At 54.7% G+C, this 22,013-nt stretch carries 20 protein-coding genes; 13 read left to right on the plus strand and 7 right to left on the minus strand.

Annotation, left to right across the window (positions count from 1 at the left end; translation table 11 throughout):
• Nucleotides 1-31: 31 nt before the first annotated feature.
• Nucleotides 32-1,147: a glutamate 5-kinase gene (gene proB / locus SK3146_RS31955; protein WP_249862587.1), complete on the minus strand. Its 1,116-nt coding sequence runs from the start codon at nucleotides 1,145-1,147 to the stop codon at nucleotides 32-34.
• A gap of 342 nt (nucleotides 1,148-1,489) precedes the next feature.
• Nucleotides 1,490-2,695: a pyridoxal phosphate-dependent aminotransferase gene (locus tag SK3146_RS31960; protein WP_249862588.1), complete on the minus strand. Its 1,206-nt coding sequence runs from the start codon at nucleotides 2,693-2,695 to the stop codon at nucleotides 1,490-1,492.
• A gap of 242 nt (nucleotides 2,696-2,937) precedes the next feature.
• On the opposite strand from SK3146_RS31960, the gene SK3146_RS31965 reads away from it, so the two are divergent.
• From SK3146_RS31965 to SK3146_RS31980, 4 genes are all read left to right on the plus strand, one after another.
• Nucleotides 2,938-3,726, plus strand: a complete 789-nt coding sequence (locus tag SK3146_RS31965; RefSeq protein WP_249862589.1) for a class I SAM-dependent methyltransferase — start codon at nucleotides 2,938-2,940, stop codon at nucleotides 3,724-3,726.
• A 57-nt stretch (nucleotides 3,727-3,783) separates the two neighbouring features.
• Nucleotides 3,784-4,581: a carbon-nitrogen family hydrolase gene (locus SK3146_RS31970; protein ID WP_249862590.1), complete on the plus strand. Its 798-nt coding sequence runs from the start codon at nucleotides 3,784-3,786 to the stop codon at nucleotides 4,579-4,581.
• A gap of 172 nt (nucleotides 4,582-4,753) precedes the next feature.
• Nucleotides 4,754-5,236, plus strand: coding sequence for a GNAT family N-acetyltransferase (locus SK3146_RS31975; RefSeq protein ID WP_249862591.1), 483 nt, complete (start codon nucleotides 4,754-4,756; stop codon nucleotides 5,234-5,236).
• A 103-nt stretch (nucleotides 5,237-5,339) separates the two neighbouring features.
• Nucleotides 5,340-5,864, plus strand: coding sequence for a GrpB family protein (locus SK3146_RS31980; RefSeq protein WP_249862592.1), 525 nt, complete (start codon nucleotides 5,340-5,342; stop codon nucleotides 5,862-5,864).
• A 71-nt stretch (nucleotides 5,865-5,935) separates the two neighbouring features.
• Here SK3146_RS31980 and SK3146_RS31985 read toward each other — a convergent pair whose 3' ends face one another.
• Nucleotides 5,936-6,838, minus strand: a complete 903-nt coding sequence (locus tag SK3146_RS31985; RefSeq protein ID WP_249862593.1) for a LysR family transcriptional regulator — start codon at nucleotides 6,836-6,838, stop codon at nucleotides 5,936-5,938.
• Nucleotides 6,839-7,032: 194 nt separating this feature from the next.
• Between SK3146_RS31985 and leuC the strand changes: the two genes are divergently transcribed.
• The 3 genes from leuC (at nucleotide 7,033) to SK3146_RS32000 (ending at nucleotide 10,806) form a co-directional block, all read left to right on the plus strand.
• Entirely contained in the window at nucleotides 7,033-8,451 is a 1,419-nt protein-coding gene (leuC, locus tag SK3146_RS31990; protein WP_249862594.1) for a 3-isopropylmalate dehydratase large subunit, read from the plus strand.
• Between the two features lie 31 nt (nucleotides 8,452-8,482).
• A complete protein-coding gene (gene leuD / locus SK3146_RS31995) occupies nucleotides 8,483-9,088 on the plus strand; it encodes a 3-isopropylmalate dehydratase small subunit (protein WP_249862595.1) in 606 nt (201 codons plus the stop codon).
• A gap of 350 nt (nucleotides 9,089-9,438) precedes the next feature.
• On the plus strand, nucleotides 9,439-10,806 hold the full coding sequence (locus SK3146_RS32000; protein ID WP_249862596.1) for a UTP--glucose-1-phosphate uridylyltransferase: 1,368 nt from the start codon (nucleotides 9,439-9,441) through the stop codon (nucleotides 10,804-10,806).
• Nucleotides 10,807-10,978: 172 nt separating this feature from the next.
• Here the strand turns inward: SK3146_RS32000 and SK3146_RS32005 are convergent, their stop codons facing one another.
• The 3 genes from SK3146_RS32005 to SK3146_RS32015 all read right to left on the minus strand — a co-directional run bounded on the left by SK3146_RS32005 (nucleotide 10,979) and on the right by SK3146_RS32015 (nucleotide 13,571).
• Entirely contained in the window at nucleotides 10,979-11,086 is a 108-nt protein-coding gene (locus tag SK3146_RS32005; protein WP_249862597.1) for a DUF2992 family protein, read from the minus strand.
• A gap of 45 nt (nucleotides 11,087-11,131) precedes the next feature.
• On the minus strand, nucleotides 11,132-12,391 hold the full coding sequence (locus SK3146_RS32010) for an MFS transporter (protein WP_249862598.1): 1,260 nt from the start codon (nucleotides 12,389-12,391) through the stop codon (nucleotides 11,132-11,134).
• A gap of 358 nt (nucleotides 12,392-12,749) precedes the next feature.
• Complete coding sequence (locus SK3146_RS32015; protein WP_249862599.1) at nucleotides 12,750-13,571, minus strand: helix-turn-helix domain-containing protein; 822 nt, start codon at nucleotides 13,569-13,571, stop codon at nucleotides 12,750-12,752.
• Nucleotides 13,572-13,699: 128 nt separating this feature from the next.
• Here SK3146_RS32015 and SK3146_RS32020 point away from each other — a divergent pair, with 128 nt between their 5' ends.
• The 6 genes from SK3146_RS32020 to SK3146_RS32045 all read left to right on the plus strand — a co-directional run bounded on the left by SK3146_RS32020 (nucleotide 13,700) and on the right by SK3146_RS32045 (nucleotide 19,928).
• The gene (locus SK3146_RS32020; protein WP_249862600.1) at nucleotides 13,700-14,470 is read left to right on the plus strand and encodes a sugar phosphate isomerase/epimerase family protein; all 771 of its coding nucleotides are present in this window, start codon (nucleotides 13,700-13,702) and stop codon (nucleotides 14,468-14,470) included.
• A 34-nt stretch (nucleotides 14,471-14,504) separates the two neighbouring features.
• Nucleotides 14,505-15,527, plus strand: coding sequence for a Gfo/Idh/MocA family protein (locus SK3146_RS32025; RefSeq protein WP_249862601.1), 1,023 nt, complete (start codon nucleotides 14,505-14,507; stop codon nucleotides 15,525-15,527).
• 198 nt (nucleotides 15,528-15,725) lie between these two features.
• Nucleotides 15,726-16,598, plus strand: coding sequence for a 3-hydroxyacyl-CoA dehydrogenase family protein (locus SK3146_RS32030; protein ID WP_249862602.1), 873 nt, complete (start codon nucleotides 15,726-15,728; stop codon nucleotides 16,596-16,598).
• Nucleotides 16,595-17,809 carry an acetate/propionate family kinase gene (locus SK3146_RS32035; RefSeq protein ID WP_249862603.1) on the plus strand — a complete coding sequence of 405 codons (1,215 nt, stop codon included), beginning with the start codon at nucleotides 16,595-16,597 and terminating at the stop codon, nucleotides 17,807-17,809. Before SK3146_RS32030 ends, SK3146_RS32035 begins: the two co-directional genes overlap by 4 nt.
• A gap of 36 nt (nucleotides 17,810-17,845) precedes the next feature.
• A complete protein-coding gene (gene asnS, locus SK3146_RS32040) occupies nucleotides 17,846-19,144 on the plus strand; it encodes an asparagine--tRNA ligase (RefSeq protein ID WP_249862604.1) in 1,299 nt (432 codons plus the stop codon).
• Between the two features lie 118 nt (nucleotides 19,145-19,262).
• Complete coding sequence (locus SK3146_RS32045; protein WP_249866506.1) at nucleotides 19,263-19,928, plus strand: DnaD domain-containing protein; 666 nt, start codon at nucleotides 19,263-19,265, stop codon at nucleotides 19,926-19,928.
• 306 nt (nucleotides 19,929-20,234) lie between these two features.
• On the opposite strand, the gene SK3146_RS32050 is transcribed toward SK3146_RS32045, so the two are convergent.
• Nucleotides 20,235-21,956, minus strand: coding sequence for a PdaC/SigV domain-containing protein (locus SK3146_RS32050; RefSeq protein ID WP_249862605.1), 1,722 nt, complete (start codon nucleotides 21,954-21,956; stop codon nucleotides 20,235-20,237).
• Nucleotides 21,957-22,013 lie beyond the last annotated feature (57 nt).

Here is a 22,013-nt window from a genome sequence, read left to right on the forward strand (position 1 = left end):
GATGGTATGGACGGGATATTCCCGGAGTTCGTTACATCTGTTTATGAACGGATAACGTGATCCATTCATCCCGGTGAATGACTTCAATCCGGTTAACCTCAATGCGCTTCTGCACTTCTTCCGTGCTGAGGCCGGCAACCGCCTGCAGCTGCCAATTGGCGTAATTGACGACGCCGCGGCCGATCGTCTGATTGTCGACATTTACGACCTCGACGACGTCGCCCGGGTGAAAATCGCCGGTAACGGCTACGACCCCGGCCGGCAGGAGGCTTCTTCCGCCGACGGCAAGGGCGTGCTCCGCTCCCGCGTCGACGGTGATGCGGCCTTGGGGAGAAGAGTGGAAGCCGAGCCACTGCTTTTTCATCGGGAGATTATGCTCGCTTGTGACGAAGTAGGTGCCCTTGCCGTCACCTTCGATGGCCGCCCGGAGGTCGCCTTCTTCGGCGACCCGGCCGATAAATACCGGAACGCCTCCGCGCGTCGCGATCCGGGCCGCTTCAATCTTGGAGCGCATGCCGCCGGTGCCTACGGACGATCCGGAGCCCCCGGCGATCCGGTATATTTCCTCGCCGATTTCGTCGACGCGGCCGAGACGCTTGGCATCCGGATTGCTGCGCGGATTGTCCGTATACAATCCGTCGACATCCGTCAATATCGCGAGCTGACGAGCGCGTACCAGGTTGGCGACGAGCGCCGAGAGCATGTCGTTGTCGCCGAACTTGAGCTCATCGACGACGACGGTGTCGTTTTCATTGATGATCGGAATGACGCGATGCTTCAGCAGCTCTTCAATCGTCATGGAGGCGTTATGAATGCGCTGGCGGTTCGAGAAGTCCGAGCGCGTCAGCAAAATTTGCGCGACGCCGACGCTGTGGGAAGCGAAGGCTTCGTGGTACGCCTGCATCAGCAGCGCCTGGCCGACGGAAGCGGAAGCCTGCTTTTCATGCAGCAGCTTCGGCCTGCTTATGTATCCCATCTCGCGAAAGCCCGCCGCTACCGCCCCGGATGTGACGAGCAGCACTTGATAGCCTTTATGATGCAGCTTCGATAGCTCCGAAGCGAAAAAAGCGATTTTATTGCGGTTCAGTCCGCCCTCGTCGGAGGTCAAGGAGCTGCTGCCGATTTTGATCACGATGGTTTGCTGCATGGATGAATCACTTCTTTCTCCCATTTTCAAAAATATTTCGCATGAAAGCACAAAAAGCTCCCGTCCTCTAAGGACGAAAGCTTTAATCTTCCGCGGTACCACCTTAATTGATGATAAACATCCAACTCAATCCAGACCTTATTAACGGCAAGGCAGAGCCGTCCAACTCGTCGTTGGCCGTTCCGGGGCGGGTTCGGACAGTGTTCGCGGTAAATTCTCGCAGCCGGTGGAATTTACTCTCTGAGCGCGTATGGACTTCCTACTGTTCCCATCATCACGTTTCGATTTCTTATTAGCATAGCACGGAAACGGCGGTTTTGTAAAGGTCGCGGCGCGCGGCGTCTAGCCGAATAAATTCAGCTTGGCTACGCGTTCCACCGCTTCCTGCAGGCGCGCTTCCGGCGTCAGCAGCCCGAGGCGCACGTAGCCTTCGCCATGCTCGCCGAAGCCGATCCCCGGCGCTACGACAATTTTCGCTTCCTCCAGCAGCAGGTCGGCCAGCGTCGCGGAGGTGTGTCCCTTGGGCACCGGAAGCCAAGTAAAGAAAGAGCCCTGGGAACGGTTCGCCTTCCACCCGATCCGGTCAAGCGCCGCAAAGAGGGCGTCCCGGCGGCCCTGATACATGGCGAGGAGCTCCTGCACGCAGTCCTGCGGTCCTGTCAGCGCGGCCGCGGCCGCCTCCTGGATGCCTCCGAACAAGCTGCAGTAGTAATGATCCTGAATCAGATTGATCATCCGCACGATTTCCTTGTTGCCGAGGGCGAAGCCGACGCGCCATCCGGCCATATTGTACGTCTTGGACAGCGTGTAAAACTCGACGCCGACTTCTTTGGCTCCCGGCTGCTGCAGGAAGCTGACCGGCTTCTGGCCGTCGAAGCCAAGGGCGCCGTATGCGAAGTCGCTCGCTACCACGATGCCGTTTTTGGCGGCGAAGCGGATCGTCTCTTCATAGAAAGAAGCCGGAGCCGAAACGGCGGTCGGATTGTTCGGATAATTGATGAACATCAGCTTGGCCTTGTTCAAGTCTTCCTGAGGGATGGAGCTGTAGTCGGGCAAAAACGCGTTCGCCTCCCGCAGCGGCATGAACGACATGCGCGCGCCGGCCAGCGCGACGCCGGACCAGTAATCCGGATAGCCCGGATCGGGGACGAGGCAGACGTCGCCCGGATTCAGCAGACATTGGCTGATTTCGACGAGCCCCGTTTTTCCCCCGAACAAGATGGCGACCTCGGTCTCGGGATCGAGATCCACATTGTAATCCTCCTTGTAACGCCGGGCTACGGCTTGTTTCAGAAACAAAAACCCGTTGAACGGAGGATAGCGATGATACAGCGGATTTTCGGCCGCTTCCTGCAGCTTCTTGACGATATGGGCAGGCGTAGGCTGATCGGGATTGCCTTGACCGAGGTTGATGACGTCATGTCCGGCGGCGATCTGCACGTTCGCTTTGCCTACCAGCTTGGCGAAAAATTGCGTCGGCAGCTCCTGCATACGCTCGGCAGGCTGAATGGGAAATGCGGAAATACTGGATGATGAAGCAGAACTCATCTATGTGTCACACTCCAATGATAGTTTGTAATAGCCGGGCAATCTCAAAACGGACTAGAATTAATGGTATCACGAATCGATTGGAGTGTATAGAACGCCGATCGTTTTACTTTTATTTATTGAAAAAGAATGGTAATATAAAGAAAGCAGGTTTCATTTAATGGTTCATGGTTTTATTGTATGAAACAAAAGAGCCGTTTAAATCTGGAACATCGTAAGCGTGAAAGAGGAGGCGTATTGCAATGACGATGAATTTTCACGCCCGCAGCAACCGGGAGATGTACACGGGACGGCAAGCGGACCCAGGCTGGGTGGAGCTTATCGGATCGCACGTGAAGCTGACGGGAGCAAGAGCGGCCGATATCGGCTGCGGAGGGGGCATCTACACGGCGGCGCTGTCGCTGCTTGGGGCGGAGTCGGTCGTCGGCATCGATTTCTCCGCGGCTATGCTGGAAGGAGCTTCGGCGGCTTGCGCAAAGCTGACGAATGTGCAGTTTCAACAAGGGAACGCGCTTGCTTTGGGCTTGCCGGATGCATCGTTGGACGTCGTGCTGGAACGTGCGCTGATTCACCATTTAACGAAGGAAGAGCTTGCGGACTGTTGTCGCGAGGCTTACCGGATTCTAGCGCCGGGCGGCACGCTGATCGTGCAAGACCGCACTCCGCAGGATAGTTTGATTGAGGGCAGTACGGAGCATGTCCGGGGCTATTTCTTTGAGAAATTTCCTAAGCTGATAGCCAAAGAAACCGGTCGTCGGCACGAATCGTCTGCCGTCGTTCAAGCGCTCGAAGCGGGAGGCTTCTCCGCCGTCCAAGAGCTTCCGTTGTGGGAGACGCGCCGGCGTTTCGAAAGGTTCGATCAGTTTGCCGCGGATATCCGCAAGAGAACGGGAAGAACGATCCTCCACGAGCTGTCGGACGAGGAATTGGTTCAACTGACGGATTACATCCGGGAGCGGACGGGTTGCGAGGACGAACAGCCGATAGAGGACAAGGATCGCTGGACGGTCTGGATCGCCCGGAAGCATTGAAGTTCACGCCCGCATCGTCTATGATTGGGATACCGAACTAATGAAAGGTGATTGGGTATGACGCAAAAACGTTGGCATATCGCGCTGCTGCAGATGGACATCGCCATCGGAGAGCCGGAGAACAATTTCGCCAAGCTGGAAACTTTATTGAACGAAGCGGTGGGAGGAACGGCGAAGCCCGATGTGATCGTGTTCCCCGAAATGTGGAATACGGGCTACGCGCTGGACCGCATTCACGAGTTGGCCGATCCCGCCGGAGAAAGGACGATTGAGCTGCTGTCCGCTTTCAGCCGCAAGCATGGCGTGAACATCGTCGGAGGCTCGATTGCCGAGAAGAAGGGCGACGCTATTTACAATACGATCTATGCCTTTGACCGCGAAGGCCGCCAAGTCGGAGACTACTCGAAAATCCATTTGTTCCGGTTGATGGATGAGGAGAAATATTTGAAGGAAGGCGGACATATCGGACAGCTGGAGCTGGACGGCGTGCCTGCCGGTATGATGATCTGTTACGACATCCGCTTCCCCGAGCTAAGCCGCAAGCTGGCGCTGGGCGGCGCGCAAATGCTGTTCGTTCCGGCGGAATGGCCGAACCCGCGTCTGCATCATTGGCGTACGCTGCTGACCGCGCGCGCTATCGAGAATCAGATGTTCGTCATCTCCTGCAACCGGGTCGGCGTCAGCGGGACGACGGAGTTTTTCGGCCATTCGATGGTGATCGATCCATGGGGAGAAGTGCTGGTGGAAGGCGATGAATCCGAAGCGATTCTTCGGGCCGAAATCGATTTGGACCTGGTGAGCCAGGTGCGCGGCAAAATTCCTGTGTTCGAAGACCGCAGGCCTGCGTTGTATTAACAAGTCAGGAAGCTACAATATCGGAAGCAGCTCTTAAAGGGCTGCTTTTTGGTTATCAAGGGGAGCGATATTCATCCGTTTCCAGCGAATGACCGATGACAGGGCTCCCTGTTTTCATTTTTTGCCGATTCCTGTTAATGTTACTTTATGACAACAAAGGAGGAGACGTCGCATGCGAATGGAGCTGCATCCGATATCTTATGAGGAGAAGTCGATACTGCAGCATTTGATGGAGCTGTATCAGCATGATATGAGCGAGTTCGAGGAAGGAGGCGATGTCAACGAGCACGGACTGTTTGGTTACCGCTATATCGATCATTACTGGACGGAAGAGGGGAGGCACGCTTATTTTCTGAAAGCGGACGGCAAGCTGGCGGGCTTCGCGCTGGTGCGAAAGCTGGAGGAAACGGCGGGTGAGGAGCTTCATAGCTCGATCGCCGAGTTTTTCGTCATGCGCGCTTACCGCGGCCGGGGAATCGGACGGTTTGCGGCGCATAAGCTGTTTACCGCGTTTCCGGGACGATGGAAGGTAGCTCATTTGGAGAAAAATCACGGAGCGGCGGCTTTTTGGCGGTCGGTCATCGAGGCTTCCGCTTCGGGAGAAGTAGCTTATGACATCCATGGCGGGATGCCGACCTTTACGTTTCGGACTTAAACGGGCCGCACTCGTCAGACGCAGTACCATTAAGCCGATTGGAGGATCAAATGAGCACCGCAGCTAACTTTTTCGCCACACTTTTCAGAAAGCAGGGAGATCTATGCGTCAAACCGATATCCGGCCGTGGACGCCGGAATGGGCGGCTCGTTATGCCGAGGCAGCCGAGTTTTTGAAGAGCGTACTGGGAGAGGAAGCGGTCGCCGTCTATCATATCGGCAGCACCTCCGTTCCCGACATCGGTTATGCCAAGCCGATCGTCGATATTCTGGTTGTCCTCCGGCGGATTGAAGCGGCGGATGCGTGTCATGAACGGCTGAAGGCTTACGGGTTCGAACCCAAAGGAGAGAACGGCATACCGGGAAGACGCTATTTTACGAAAGGCGGAGACCGGCGTACGCATCATGTGCATATGTTCGAGGAAGGACATCCGGCGGTGCAAGCGCATCTTGATTTCAAGGCTTACTTGTCGGCGCACCCGCAGGATGCGGCCGCGTACGGCGAGCTCAAGCTGCGGCTGGCCGAGCAATTTCCGCACGATACGAAGCTGTACCAGGAGGGAAAGCAGGAGTTCGTGAACGGGCTAGCGCAAAAAGCCGCCTCATGGGCGGCGCGCAGCCGGAAGTAGACCATGCGTCTTGTGCCGCATTCCGGAATGCGTATCGTATCGTGCACACGCAGGCCTGTCCGGAACCGGCGTCACTGCTGCTCCACCACCTCGCGGAACGTCCCCATGAACGCTTCGACCGCTTTGGAGATGTAACGCCCTTTGCGGTAAGCGATGACGAGCGTTCGGGTAGGCCGGTGCGACAGCTTCAAGTAGCCCGGCGCCAGCTGGCTCCATGCTCCCCGCGATACCATATGGGGCACGAACGCTATCCCCATGCCAGAGGCGACGAGCGACTGCACGGTTTCGATATTGCTGCTTTCGAAGACGATCCGCGGGGTGAACCCGGAGCGCTGGCACAGCTCCAGCGTGATCTGGCGAAAGCCCTGGCCTTTCTTCAACGCGATGAAAGGCTCGTTCTGCAGCTCCTCGATAGGCACGGTTCCATCGACTTCCTTCGCTGCCTTGGCCAGCCGATGCTGGGGCGGAACGGCCAGCACGATCTCCTCTTCGATCAACGGTTCATAGGTCAGCGCATCGTCCATTAGCGGCAGCGACAGCAGACTGATATCGATCTGGCCGCTCGCTGTCATATGCTCCAGATTCGCCGTCGTTTCCTCGACCAGCATAATCTCGATCTCGGGATATCGCGCCTGGAAGACGGGAAGCACCAGCGGCAGCACGTGAGCGCCCGTAATAGGGAGGCTGCCGACGACGAGCTTGCCCTTGCGCATTTGCGAGATATCCTCCATTTCGCGCTTGAGCTGCTCGACCATGTCGAGAATGGCCTGGGCCTTTTCGACGAACAGGGAGCCGGCATAGGTGACCTCGACCGAGTTGGTCGTCCGCTGAAAGAGCAGGATGCCGATTTCCTTTTCCAGCTTGGACAGCTGTTGGCTGAGCGAGGGCTGGGCGATATGCAGCTTTTCGGCCGCTCTCGAAAAATTTTTGTCAATGGCGATCTGCAGCGCGTATTGCAGCTGTCTGAGTTCCATTATTTTATGGCTCCTTTTCATATGGTGGCGAATGCTATAATAGAAGATAGAGTAAGATGAATTTATGTTTTCACAATTATAACATTTTCCTATCAAGCTTATAGATATTATATCTTGGATCAATGAATAAAGAAATGCTAGTATATGTAACATGAGATGAATTGATTCGCATTCATGACAATGAGGTGAAACTGATGGCAAAAACAATGTTTGAAAAAATTTGGGACAATCATGTCATTCATCAGGAAGCAGGCAAACCTAGCATCATCTATATCGACCTGCAGCTGGTGCATGAAGTGACATCCCCTCAGGCGTTCGAGGGTCTTCGTTTGACAGGCCGCAAAGTGCGCCGTCCTGATCTGACGTACGCTACAATGGACCACAACGTTCCTACCAAAGACCGCTACAATATTACGGACCCTATCTCCAAGCAGCAGATCGACACGTTGTCGCAAAACTGTAAAGATTTCGGCGTTACATTGTTTGATTTGGACAGCATCGATCAAGGCGTTGTTCACGTTATGGGCCCTGAGCTTGGTTTGACGCATCCCGGCAAAACGATCGTGTGCGGCGACAGCCATACTTCCACTCACGGCGCATTCGGCGCTTTGGCATTCGGTATCGGCACTAGCGAAGTAGAACACGTTCTGGCTACTCAATGCTTGCAGCAATCGAAAGCCAAAACGCTGGAAGTTCGCATCAACGGCAAGCTGAACCCAGGCATTACGGCTAAAGACTTGATTTTGGGCGTTATCGCCAAATACGGTACGGACTTTGCTACCGGTTATGTCATCGAGTATACAGGCGAAGCGATCCGCAACCTGTCTATGGAAGAGCGCATGACGGTTTGTAACATGTCCATCGAAGCAGGCGCCAGAGCAGGCTTGATCGCTCCGGATGAGACGACTTTCGAATACCTGCGCGGACGCGAATACGTTCCTCAAGGCGCTGCATTCGACGAAGCGGTTGCCGAGTGGAAGAAATTGACTACAGACGAAGGCGCTGTATACGACCGTGTGGTTGATTTCGACGCCGACAGCCTGATTCCGCAAGTAACCTGGGGAACTAGCCCTGGTATGGGTACCGATGTGACTGCGCTTGTTCCGGACCCACAAAGCTTCGCAACGGAGAACGAACGTAAAGCCGCTGAAAAAGCGATCGAATATATGGGCATCACTCCAGGTACTCCGATGACGGATTTGGCCGTTGATTATGTATTTATCGGTTCCTGTACGAACGGCCGCATCGAGGACCTTCGCGCTGCCGCAAAAGTAGCTCAAGGTCATCAAGTATCCTCGAATGTGACCGCAATCGTAGTTCCGGGCTCCGGACGCGTTAAAATTCAAGCGGAAAAAGAAGGCTTGGATAAAATCTTCACCGAAGCTGGCTTCGAGTGGCGCGATGCGGGCTGCAGCATGTGCCTGGCGATGAACCCGGACGTATTGAAACCAGGTCAACGCTGCGCATCGACATCCAACCGTAACTTTGAAGGACGTCAAGGCCGCGACGGACGTACGCACCTTGTATCCCCTGCTATGGCAGCGGCCGCAGCGATCAAAGGACATTTCTATGATGTTCGCGAGTGGGATTTCAAAGTGAAGCAGGAAGCTTAATTCAATTTATTTGAGTGAGGAGAATAACGACATGGAAGCTTTTAGCAAGCATACAGGCCTCGTAGGTCCGGTTGACCGCGTAAACGTAGATACAGATGCCATTATTCCTAAACAATTTTTGAAACGGATCGAGCGTTCCGGTTTCGGCCAATTTCTATTCTTTGAATGGCGTTTTGACAAGCAGGGCGAAGTGATCAAGGAGTTCTCCTTGAACCAGCCGCGCTACCAAGGCGCGTCCGTATTGATTTCCCGCGCCAACTTCGGTTGCGGATCTTCCCGCGAGCACGCTCCTTGGGCGATCCAGGATTACGGCTTCAAAGTCATTATCGCTCCGTCTTATGCGGACATTTTCTATAACAACTGCTTTAAGAACGGCATTTTGCCGATCAAGCTGAGCGAGGAGCAAGTGGAAGAGCTGTTCCAACGCACGGCCAAAACCGAAGGCTACCAACTGACCGTCGATCTGGAAAACAAAAAGATTACCGACGATCAAGGCCTGAGCATCGATTTCGATCTGGATGAGCACCGCCGCCAGTTCCTGCTGCAAGGCTTGGACGACATCGGTTTGACGCTGCAGCATGCGGATAAAATTGCAGCTTACGAGGAAGCACATAAAGCCCGTTTGGCTTACAAATAAGCATTGCGCGACGACTGTCCGGTTCATGGAACCGGGCAGTTTTTTCGTTGTTTAGGAAATGAAGCGCAGCCGTATCCTGTGGATATCCTGTGGCTCCCCCGAAAGGAAAGTCTACCCATAGAACGAACCCAGAGGAAGGGTTAGACGCCGATCCAGCTTAGGCTGGATGCGGACGGAATAAGCTTCAGAGCATCACGTCACTTTTGGGCGATTTGTTCTTGCTTGGGGCAGCGCAGCGCAGCCGTTTCCGGAGGCTGGAATGAACGGAAGCTCTCTTCCTATCGCCAGTTTATGGTAAAATGGTCTTAAACGGCTGGCAATGCTATGCTGCATAAGGGGGGGCTGCTCTCGTGGAAGGGCAACTGGAACAGGCGAAAGCGATATTAAGTCAATACGGGCAAGAACATCTGCTTCGCTATTACGACACGCTGCCGGATGAATCGAAGCGAAAGCTGCTGAAGCAAGTGCTGCAGATCGACTACGCTCGTCTGAATGCGATTCGGGGCGCGATCAAGCCGGTCACGGAGGAGGGGCTTGCCGGGGAGCATATGGCGCCGATGGACGGTTTGAGCCTGGAAGAGCTTACGCAGGAGCAGAGGCGGAATATCGAAGAGCTCGGCTGGACGCTGCTGCGCGAAGGGAAGGTCGGAGCCATTGTGGTGGCGGGCGGGCAGGGCAGCCGGCTCGGCTATGACGGTCCCAAGGGAACGTACGATATCGGATTGCCTTCCGGCAAATCGCTGTTTCAACTGCAGGCGGAACGGCTGCTCAATTTGTCCGGCCGTGCGGGCAGGACGATTCCTTGGTATATCATGACGAGTCCGGAAAATCATGAGGAGACGGTCCGCTTTTTTGAAGCGTCCCGCTATTTCGGATTTCCGCGGGAGCACTGCCGTTTTTTTCAGCAGGAAGCGCTGCCCGCCCTGGATGAGGAAGGCAAAATCGTGATGGCGGCCCAAGATGAGATCATCCTTGCTCCTAGCGGCAACGGCGATTGCTTCGCGGCGTTGAAGCGTTCGGGCCTGCTGGCGGAGATGAAGCTCCGCGGCCTCCGGTGGCTGTTTTATTACAATGTCGACAATGCGCTCGTCAGGGTGGCGGACCCGTTGTTCGTCGGCGCGGCGGAGCGCGGAGGGCACCCGCTTGCGGCCAAGGCGGTGGAGAAGTCGCATCCGGGAGAGAAGGTCGGCATTCTGTGCTGGCGCGGAGGGCACCCGGCCGTCGTTGAGTATACCGTGATTCCGGAGCGCGTCATGAACGAGCGGGATCGCAGCGGCAAGCTGGTCTACGGTATGGGTAACGTGTCTATGCAGCTGTTTCGGATCGACTTTATCGAGAAGGCGGCTGATGCGGAGCTGCCCTTTGATATGGCGCATAAAGCGATACCTTGTATCGGCGGCGACGGCGAGCGGATCGTGCCGGATCGGCCGAATGCCTATAAATTCGAACGGTTTATCTTCGATGCGTTTCCGTTAGCAGACCGGATCACGGTGCTTAAAGTAAACCGGGAAGAAGAATTCGCCCCCGTCAAAAATAAAGAAGGGGCCGATAGTCCGGCGACGGCCAGAGAGCTGACGCTGGCTTTGCACCGCAAATGGCTGCTTCGGGCAGGCGCGGCCGAAGAGCTTCTGGCTTCCCGCAGCGTCGAAATTTCGCCGCTCGTCTCCTATGCCGGAGAAGGGCTGACCCCGCAGGTTCTCCGCTCTCTCGGGCTGTAAAGTGTAAAGCGCTCCTGTGCGGCGGGGGCGCTCAGGCTGCACCCGCCTGGCGGCAAATCGGCAGCGGCCGGGGACAAAGCAAAGGCTGCCTGACGGGAAGAAGAGCTGCCGTTCCTCTCCGGGGATTACGGCGCTCATTTGCCTTAAGACAGCCTTTCGCCGCAGTCGGCGCTTATTTGCCGCGGTGCTTTCGCTTTGCCTTCTGCACCTTCAGCGCATATTTGCGCTCCTGCATTTCTTCTTTTTGGCGCTTGGATTCGGTTTTACGCTCCTGATTCAAGTATACGGCAAGGGGGCCGGCTCCTTCAATAACCTGCTGCCGTCTTCACGCTTTGCGGATATGCCGCAAGCACCATAGCAGCAGTACGATCAGCAGCGGAACCCAGAGCAGGAGCACCGTCTGAATCGCATGCGAAACGCCGCCGCGATCGGCCAAAACGCCGAGGATGAGGAAGGTAGCCATCATCCCCGTCGAGATCATCATGCTGAATACGGAGAGCATGGTGGCGCGCAGCGAAGCGGGAACGAGGTCGTTCAAATAAGCTTCCAAGAGCGGCTCCAGATAGCTGATAAAGACCGAAAGCATGAAGAAGGACAAGACGACGGGCCAGGCGCCCGAGCTTCCCGCGAGCACAATCAGAAACACGGTAAAGCCGATTCCCGATGTGATGAGCGAAGCGGTTTTGCCGATGCGCCGTTCCACGAGATAAGCTGCGGCGGTAATGGCGGCGGACACCCACGTTTCGATGCCGTTGAAGGTCCCGATCGTTTTATTGGGAAACCCGACGTTTTGGAACAAGACCTGGCTGTAGAACGTAATCGACCATGCCATCGAATAGAGCAGCCCTCCGAACAAACTTAGCGTAAGAAACGGACGGTTGGAGCGGATGAATGAATAGCCGACCTTCAGCTGACCGGCAAACGTTAATTCGGTGACCCCTTGCAGGCGAATTCGGGTGGAGCCGCCCGCGGGTGACGGTTTGTTGGATAAGGTGACGGGATCGATGACCGGCAGCAAAATAAGCAGCGTGAGCAAATGAACGAGCGCTTTGCCTCCGTACACCCATTCCCAATTCATATCCGAGAGGAAGCCCCCGAAGCTTCCGCTGATGCCCATCGAGATCAGCATAATGGCCGAACCGTAAGACATCCGCTGCTTAAACCGGTGTTCCTGGCCTTGGGCCTGCAGCGTTTCGTAGAGCAGCGCGTTTGTCGCTCCCGACTGCAGCGTGCCGACGAACCCTCCGAGCAGAAACCCTGCGATAATAAAAGGAGCGCCGGATGAAAGCATCAGGCAGCCGGCGGACAGCATGCCGAGCAGTTGGGCGATAAGCAGACTCGATTTTTTGCCGTAACGGTCGGCCAGGTAGCCGGTAGGAATTTCGAACAGGAAGACGACGCCGTGGTACAGCGCTTCGATGACGCCGATTTCCGCCAGGGAAAATCCGCAGGATACGAGATACAGCATCCAGATGCCGCGATCGAGAATGAAGGAATTGCAGAGCTGATATAGGTAAAATAGAGGAATATTTCTTGACAAGCCATGCCCCTTAGGGCTGTTCTTCGAGGTTTGGTTACGATCCATTTTTATCATCCTTTTTTCGGGGTTACCCCGATTCATACTCGGGAAAAGGACGCATGTCGGATTCCCGGCAATAAAAAAAGCCCCGGATCGTTGCTCCGCGGCCCAAGGATGACAAAGGTTCGCTCATTGCATGGCAATGAAGCTCGTCATGTCCGTCCTGCAGGCTGAAGAAGACGCCGATCCGCACAACCGTTTATAGGCAGACTGATCCCGTTTAGCGCTGCAGTAAATTTGATGACGCGGACATGGCCCAGAAAACGATTCCAATCGTACACGGCTTCTCACCCTTTCAAGGCATAATGAGCAATTTCCGTTTAAGCATAACATAACGCCCCGCCGGGCTCCAAGGAAAATTTCGTTATAATTCTTCGGAGAATAAGCCCTTGGCCTGACGGAATCGGAAATCTTTGGGCGTCATCCCGTATTTGTCGCGGAACACGCGGTGAAAGTACGAATAGCTGCCGAAGCCGGACGTTTCGGCGATCTGCTCCAGCGTCATATCCGTATAATTCATTCGCTCGATCGAGGTGGACAGCCGTATTTCCAAAGCGTATTGAATCATCGTTTTGCCGAAGCATTCTTTGAAGAGATGAACGGCCCGCGATACGCTGAGCCCGACATGAGCCGCCACATCCTCCACTTTGAACGGCAATATCGCGTGCTCCTCGATAAAGCTTTTCATGCGCGAAGCAAGAAACGAGCTTCCGTGCAGCGTCCGCGTTTCGACGATAGCCCGGTCGATATGCAGACAGAGCGCCCTCAGCAAATAATCGGAGAGCTCCGGATTCTCGTCCTCGATCCGCCGTTTTTCCAGAACGATCTGGCGCCATAAGGTCAGCAGCCGTTCGTAGGCGGCGATCCGCACCTTCTGCGGCTTCTTGCTTTTTCTCCACCAGGCGGCAAGCCATTCTCCCTTGCACATAATGTAATAATCGCCGCTGGAGACGATCGTTTGCCCGAGCTTGTTCGCATGCTCCTCCACCCGCAAATCGTACACATCCCCCGGTTGATAGAGCAGCAGGTCGCCCGTCTCGATCCGCGTCATCGTTCCGTTAACGAGCGCCTGGCAGCATCCTTCGGTTTGCAGGCGGAACAAATAATGACGCATACTTTCCTTGTAGCCGGTTTGAAACCGTTGAGAATGATAGGAATAGCCGCTCGATAAAATTTGCGAGTGCATCAGCGTGGCTCCTTTTATGTTTTTATAGCCAAATAGTTCATGTTACAAGCACATCGTTCATAGTCATTATAGGGGATTTGCGATTAAAATGGTATCAAATAGATCACTTATTTGGAGGATGAAAACGAATGAGAAGAATGGGCATTGGTTTACAGCTTTTTACGCTTCGCGACGATATGGCGAGCGATTTTACCGGAACGCTGCGCAAAGTGGCCGAGCTCGGTTATGAAGGCGTTGAATTTGCGGGATACGGCGGACTGTCCGCCGAGGAGATGAAGCAGCTGCTGGACGAGCTGAACTTAAAGCCGATCGGAGCGCACGTCAGCTTGCAAAATATGCGCGCCGACCTGGACAAGGAAATCGATTATTTGCTCGCTATCGGAGCGGAATATTTGATTTGTCCGTACGTTGCGGCCGAAGAACGCGAAGATGCGGAAGCTTGGAAAAGCTTGTTCGGCTTCCTCGGTCAAGCCGCCCGCCGCGCTAACGAGAAAGGCTTGAAGTTCGCTTATCATAACCATGCCTTCGAGTTCGAGCTGAAAATCGGCGATCAATATGTGTTCGATGCGCTGTATGCGTCGGCGCCGGAGCATATTCTGGTGGAGATGGATGCAGGATGGGTGCAATATGCGGGCCTTGACACGCTGCAATACATTGCCGATTATGCCGGCCGTTTGCCGCTCCTGCACTTGAAAGATTTCAAAGGCATGATTAACAACCAGATCAATACCGTCGAATTGGGGCAAGGAGAGATCAATCTGCCGTCCACGATTCAAGCGGGGTCCGATGCCGGCGTCGAATGGCTGATCGTCGAGCAGGACCGCTGCCAAAATCCTCCTCTCGAAAGCGTTGCCACCAGCTTGAAATGGCTGCAAACGAACTACTTGAATCAATTTTAATCATAGAAACCGTTGATAAAGGAGCCAGATGACCATGAGTAAAATTAGAGTAGCCGTTGTTGGATGCGGATCGATTTCCAAACACAGACATATTCCGGAGTATGCGGGCAATCCGAATGTCGAGCTCGTCGCTTTCTGCGACGTGATCATGGAGCGTGCGGAGCATTACGCCGGGCAGTACGGCGCCAAAGCCTATACCGATTATAACGAGATGCTGAAAGCCGAGAAGCCGGATGCGGTGAGCGTTTGCACACCGAACGTACTCCATGCTCCGGTAGCCATCGCCGCAGTCAATGCAGGAGCGCATGTGCTCGTAGAGAAGCCTATGGCGACGACGGAGGCCGAGGGATTGGCGATGATCGAAGCGGCCCGTAAGAACGGCGTTTACTTAATGGTGGGGCATAATCAGCGCTTGATGCCTCCTCACGTCAAAGCCAAACAATTGCTGGAGTCCGGCAAAATGGGCAAAGTGCTGACGTTCCGCACATCTTTCGGACATCCCGGACCTGAGGGCTGGAGCATCGACGGACGCGATAGCTGGTTTTTCCGCAAGGAAGAAGCCATTATGGGCGCCATGGGAGACCTCGGCGTTCACAAGTCCGACCTGATCCGCTGGCTGCTTGACGACGAGGTGGTCGATGTGGCCGCATTCGTCAATACACTGCACAAGGAAGGAACCGATGTCGACGATAACGCTACCTGCGTGCTGCGCATGAAGAGCGGGACGATCGGCACGCTGGTCGCCAGCTGGACATACTATAAAGGCGGCGACAACAGCACGGTGCTCTGGTGCGAGAACGGCGTCATGAAGATCGGGACGGACCCGGACGATCAAGTCATCGTCGAGCTGCGCGACGGATCGGTCGAGAAGTACAAGGTCGGCGCTATGGCGACGAACGAGAAACAAACGACGAGCGGCGTGATCGACGAGTTCGTACAATGTCTCGTGACGAAGACGCCGCCGAGAATATCGGGAGAAGAAGGCTTGAAATCGCTGAACGTCATTTTGGCTGCGTTCGAGTCGCAAGACACGAAGAAGGTTATTTCCCTGTCATAAGCATGATCCGGAAGGCTCGGACCGCTAGAATGCGGTATCGGGCCTTTTTTGCGTCACAACAATGCCACATGAATATTTTTTCTTTTCCGCTTCCGGTTGTGTATAATATTTCTAACAGGTTGATTGATCATTATAGAGTAATTAACCGTTGATATACTATATCTTTCTGCAGCGAAAGCGGTTAAGGGGGAGAACGGCATGCATTGCAGCAGAGTCGGCGTCGTCGGCGCAGGCACAATGGGGCAAGGAATCGCGGAAATGTTGGCATGGCAAGGATTGGATGTGGTGCTGATCGAACGCTCCGCCGAGAAACTGGAGCAGGCTTTCGAACATATCGAAGCCAGCCTCGACAAGCAAATGGAGAAGTGGGCGATAACCGCTTCGGAGAAGAAGCTGATCTTGTCGAGAATCCACAAGGAAACCGATATGAACCGGCTTGCCGTATGCGAGCTGGTGATCGAATCGATAAATGAAGACTTGGAATTGAAAAAGCAGCTGTTCATGCAGCTGGATGCGATTTGCCCGCCTCATGTCATTTTGGCGAGCAATACGTCGACGCTCAGCTTGACGGAAATCGCTGCGGTGACGGAGAGGCCGGAGCGGGTCATCGGGCTCCATTTTCTATACCCGGTATCGAAAATACATTTGGTGGAAATTGTAAGGGGTCTGAAGACATCCGAGGAGACTTTTGCTTTTACCAAACGGTTTGCGGAGGACACGATTCAGAAGCGGGGAATCCAGGTTTATGAATCTCCCGGCTTCGTGACGACTAGACTTATCTGCGTCTTAATTAACGAGGCGATGCATACGCTGTCGGAGCGGGTAGCCAGCGCAGAGGATATCGATACGGCGATGCGCATCGGTTATTCGTTCCATTACGGCCCGCTCGAAATGGCCGACCGTTTCGGGCTCGATTCCGTGCTTGCGGCGATGGAGCGCATGTTCCGCGAATTCGGCGATGTCAAGTACCGGCCTGCCGTGCTGCTGAAGCAGATGGTGCGCGCGGGACAGCTCGGGACAAAGACGGGGCATGGCTTTTTCCGCTATGATAGGGACGGTGATCGGGTATGAATATTTTGGTCATTAACGCGGGAAGCTCGTCGCTCAAATTCCAGCTGTTCAATATGAACGACGAGTCGGTGCTTGCCAAAGGCAAGGTCGAGCGAATCGGCATGGATTCCTCTTTGGTCTGCTATGAACCGGCGGGGAAGCCGGAGGAGCAGGAAGTGGCGGAAATTTTGGAGCATACGACGGCGGTTCGCAAGGTGCTGCAGATGCTCGTGCACAAGCGGCACGGCGTGCTGGAATCGATTGATGAAATCGATGCCGTAGGCCATCGGGTCGTCCATGGAGGGGAATCGTTCCCAAGCTCCGTTATCGTCGACGAGGATGTCAAGCGTGAAATCCGGCGGTTGTTCGATCTGGCTCCGCTGCATAATCCGGCTCATATGCTCGGCATCAATGCGGTGGAGGAAAATTTGCCGCAGACGCCGCAAGTCGTCGTGTTCGATACGGCGTTCCATCAGTCGATGCCGGCCGCATCGTATTTGTATCCGATTCCGATGGTGCTGTACAGGAAGCATAAAATCCGCCGCTACGGCTTCCACGGGACGTCCCACGCGTATGTCAGCGACAGGGCGGCCAAGCTGCTGCAGAAGCCGCTCGATCAGCTGAAGCTGATTACTTGCCATATCGGCAACGGGGCGAGCTGCACCGCCGTATGGAACGGCAAATCCTACGATACGAGCATGGGAATGACGCCGCTGGAAGGTCTTATGATGGGCACACGCAGCGGAGACATCGATCCGGCGATCGTGCCTTATGCCATGGGCAAAGAGGACTTGACGCTCGGGGAAGTGAACTCGATGCTGAATAAACATAGCGGTTTGATTGCGATATCAGGTATTAGCAGCGACATGAGGGAAATACTGGAGGCTATGGAAGCGGGCGACCGGGGTGCCAAGCTGGCGTTTGATATGTACGAATACCGGCTGCGCAAATATATCGGCGCTTATGCGGCGGCGATGAACGGGGTGGACGCGATCGTATTCACCGCCGGCGTCGGGGAAAATTCGGCTGCGCTTCGAGGCGCCGTATGCGGCAATTTGACGTTTCTCGGCATCGAGTTTGACGAGGCGGCCAATCTTAGCCGGGACCGGGGGGAGCGGCGCATTACAACCGAGGCTTCCCGCGTACAGGTGCTGGTCATTCCGACGAACGAAGAGCTGGTCATCGCCCGCGATACGCATGAGCTCATATTAGCTCGCACCAATGTAGTATAATCATTTAAGTCCAAATAGAGGAAGGATGGTCTTGCAATGAGCCGACAATTATCGATGATTCGCGATGTCGACCGGCATAAAGACGGTACGGTCACTATCGGCTGCTGGCTGCATAATAAACGGTCGAGCGGGAAAATCCAGTTTTTGCAGCTGCGGGACGGCTCCGGATTTATTCAGGCTGTCGTCGTCAAGAGCGAGGTAGCGCCGGAAGTATGGGAAGCGGCGGGCAAGCTGACGCAGGAAAGCTCGCTGTACGTAACCGGCACCGTGAGGGAGGATTCGCGCAGCAAGAGCGGGTACGAGCTGACGGTAACCGGGGTCGAGATTATCCAGATTTCCTCGGATTATCCGATCACTCCCAAAGAGCACGGCGTCGATTATTTGATGGACCATCGTCATCTGTGGATTCGTTCGCCGCGGCAGCGGGCCATTCTCGTCATTCGGGCGCAAATTATCCGGGCGATCCAGCAGTTTTTCGATGAGCGCGGCTTTCATCTGGTCGATCCGCCGATTTTGACGCCTTCCTCCTGCGAAGGCACGACCAATTTGTTTCATACCAAATATTTTGACGAAGACGCCTATTTGACGCAAAGCGGTCAGCTCTATATGGAAGCGGCGGCGATGGCTTTGGGTCGGGTGTATTCCTTCGGACCGACCTTCCGCGCGGAAAAGTCGAAGACGAGGCGTCACCTGATCGAATTTTGGATGATTGAGCCTGAGATGGCTTTCGTCACTCATGAAGAAAATTTGGAAATACAGGAGCAATTCGTATCCTCGATCGTGCAATCCGTGCTTGCCCACTGCCGTAGGGAGCTGGAGGTGCTGGAGCGCGATACGTCGAAACTTGAGAAAATCCAGGCTCCGTTCCCGCGGATCACTTACGACGAAGCGGTCGAGTTTCTCCAAAAGAACGGCCACGAATTCGAATGGGGCGAAGATTTCGGCGCGCCGCATGAAACGGCCATCGCGGAGCAGTACGAGACGCCGGTATTTATTACCTGCTATCCTACGGAAATAAAGGCGTTCTATATGAAGCCCGATCCGGATCGTCCGGAAGTGGTGCTGTGCGCCGATATGATCGCTCCCGAAGGATACGGGGAAATTATCGGGGGGAGCCAGCGGATCGACGATCCGGAGTTGATGGAAGAACGGTTCGCGCAGCATGAGCTGTCCAAAGAAGCTTATCAATGGTATATGGATTTGCGCAAGTACGGCAGCGTTCCGCATTCGGGGTTTGGTCTCGGGCTGGAGCGTACGGTGGCGTGGATTTGCGGGCTGGATCATGTGCGGGAGACGATTCCATTCCCGAGATTATTGTACCGCCTGTACCCATAAGAGACTTCCTCCCGGTATGCGGATAAGCCGTGTTCGGCAGGTAAGCCGGCACTCAGCGGCATAGAACATCATGAATAGCATAGAACGGTTTAAGCTGTTGTTGGGAGAGGTGAAACGGATGAAGCAATACGGCAATGAAGCGCTGGAGCTGCAGGCCGCTTTTATGGCCGGCTGGCGCGCAGGCAGTATAGGGATACCCTATTTATTGTTGAAGCATTATCATCAGCTGAAGCTGACGGAAGTCGACGTGTTGTTGATGATTCACGTCATGGCGTTTATGGAGAAGGAGCATAAGGAGTTTCCTACGCTGGAAGAGCTGCAGGAGCGGATGAGCGTGTCCGCGGAGAAGGTTATCGCCTCATTGCAAAAGCTGCTGAAGGACGGACTGCTGGCGATTGACGAGGCCGTCGATCACCAGAACGGAATTCATTATGAGAAATACAATTTTAATCCGCTGTTCGAAAAACTGGCCGCTTGCTGGTACGAGCAGGAACAGCAGCGCAAGAAGCCCGAGGAGCCGGCGGTCCGCAACGATATTTTCTCGGTGTTCGAGAAAGAATTCGGGCGGCCGTTAACTCCGATGGAGCTGGAGTCGATCACGGGCTGGCTGGATAAGGACCGCTATCCGGAAGAACTGATTATGGCTGGACTAAAGGAAGCGGTGTTTGCGGGCAAGGTTCACTTCCGCTACATCGACCGCATTCTACTGGAATGGAGCCGCAACCGCATTACGACGGTGGAACAGGCGAAGGAGCATTCGCAGAAGTTCAGATCGATGCGGTAGCGGATTACGGATGCCGTTCGAAGCCGGCCGGGCATCCAGAGGATTGAAACGACATTGAAAAAAACCTTTCGGGCTTGCAGGCTCGAAAGGTTTTTTGCTGTTGTTTTAAAAAAAAGGGGGGAACGCCGACTGCGCATGCGAAAGCATCTTTCGGATCGCTCTTGTTCCCGGATTTCTTGAATAGGTAAGCCCGTGAAACGGGGGAAATCCGGGAACAAAGGCGAACGCTAAAGCTTCTCCAGATTGCTCTCGCTTAGCGAAGCCCGCTTTTTACCGGGCTTTTAAAAGCATCCGGCTCAGCGGCCTTTATTGCAGACTGAGTGTGATCGTACCGTTTTCTTCGGTTGAGGAAGCTTTTAAAATTTCCGTAAAGAAGGAGGCGGGAACGAGCAGGCTGCCTTCCTGGCTAATATACGGAGCCGCTCCTAAAGCTGCGGGGTCCGCTTTATCGGCCGCATATTTATCTTCCCCGACCGTAATTACGGCCAGTTGGTTTCCGCGGATCAGCTCCGCCCTCTGGTATTGGTCATACCAAGTGACCGTATAGCCCAATGCTTCGGCTATGCCGCGAAGCGGAGCCATCGCGACGTCGTCGCTGCCGGTGACGAGAGCAAACTCCTGACCGTTCGCAGCAGCCTTTGTCGGCTTCGCGCTTCCGGGTTGGCCGCCGGGGACGGCGATACGGAATTCCGGCGCTCCGGCCGCATAAGGAGCGATTTCGTATTGGCCGAACACGATAACGGCTTCGCCGTTTTCAATGTAAAACGTCTGCGTATCCGTGATCCCTTTAAACGCGTCCGCAAAATAATTTTCCGGAGCTTTGGCGATTTCCGCCTGAATGATCGGGTTGATGACGTCCTGGTATTTGTCCCCGAACAGATCCTTAAGCCCGATGCTTGATGCCGTCTCTTTGTCGGAGACGTTGTAGGTATCGATGCGGGTGCCTCCGTGAGCTCCGCCGGTATACACATAAGTGGACAGCTTGAGCGAAAACCGGTCGTTATTGGCGCTTCCGCCGTCCGATTTGATCTCGTATGTAACCGTTATGTCGTAAGGGCGGAACTCGTAGCCGTTTTGTTTGGCGTCGGCCGCGCCTTCCTTCGCTTGCGATGCGATGCTGTCCAAATCCTTCATCGCGGTTTGCTCCAGCAAGTCATTGAACTTCGCCTCATATTGCTTATCCTTCAACCCGGAGATGACGGGAATGCTTAGATCGGCGGTATATTCATCGGTTTCTTGCTGAACTTTTTTGGAGGTCACGCGGATCAGCGAGTCCGTTAGTCCCGCTTCGGCCGGAATGGCGATGCGGAATTCGGGGCTTCCCGACGCGTAAGGCGCAATTTCGTATTGGCTGAACACGATGACCGCTTCCCCGTTCTCAATGTAAAACGTCTGGTCATCCGCGATCCCCTTGAAAGGCTCGGAGAAATATTTACCCGGATCTTTGGCGATATCGGCCTGGATGCGCTCATTGATGATCGACTTATACTGATCGCCGAACAATGCCTTCAATTCGATAGCGTCCGCTTGGCTGCGGTCCGACACATTATAAGTATCGATTCGGGTCAGCCCATGCGCCCCTCCCGTGAATACGTAGGTGGACATTTTAATGGAGAGAACGCCGCTGCTGTTCGTTTTCACTTCGTAGCTGACATACAGCTCGTACGGATGAAACTCGTAGCCGCTTTGTTTGCTGTTCGCAGCGTCCTCGTGCGCTTTGGCTTTCAAGTCTTCGAGCTCTTTCAGCGCGCTTGCGGAAATGTCGTTGTTCAGCTTGGTTTGATAGGCGGTGTCCTTCATCCCCTCGATGACCGGAACGCTCAGATCGGCGGTATACTCGCTCGTATGCTCTTGGGTTGCATTCGGCTTGACCTGAATATGGGAAGCATTCGCAGGAACGGATGCGGAGACAACCGCCGGAGCGGATACGGGTACCGCGGCAGCGGGAGCGGCCAGTACGCTGGACGAATACGATGCAAGCAAGCATCCGGCAATGCTTAAAGACAATAATTTAAATGGCGTTTTCATGGTATATACCTCCTGTATGAATGAGATCGTCATACGGCCATTATAGCCAAAGACATC

This window comes from Paenibacillus konkukensis (assembly GCF_023523925.1).
Classification (GTDB): domain Bacteria; phylum Bacillota; class Bacilli; order Paenibacillales; family NBRC-103111; genus Paenibacillus_S; species Paenibacillus_S doosanensis.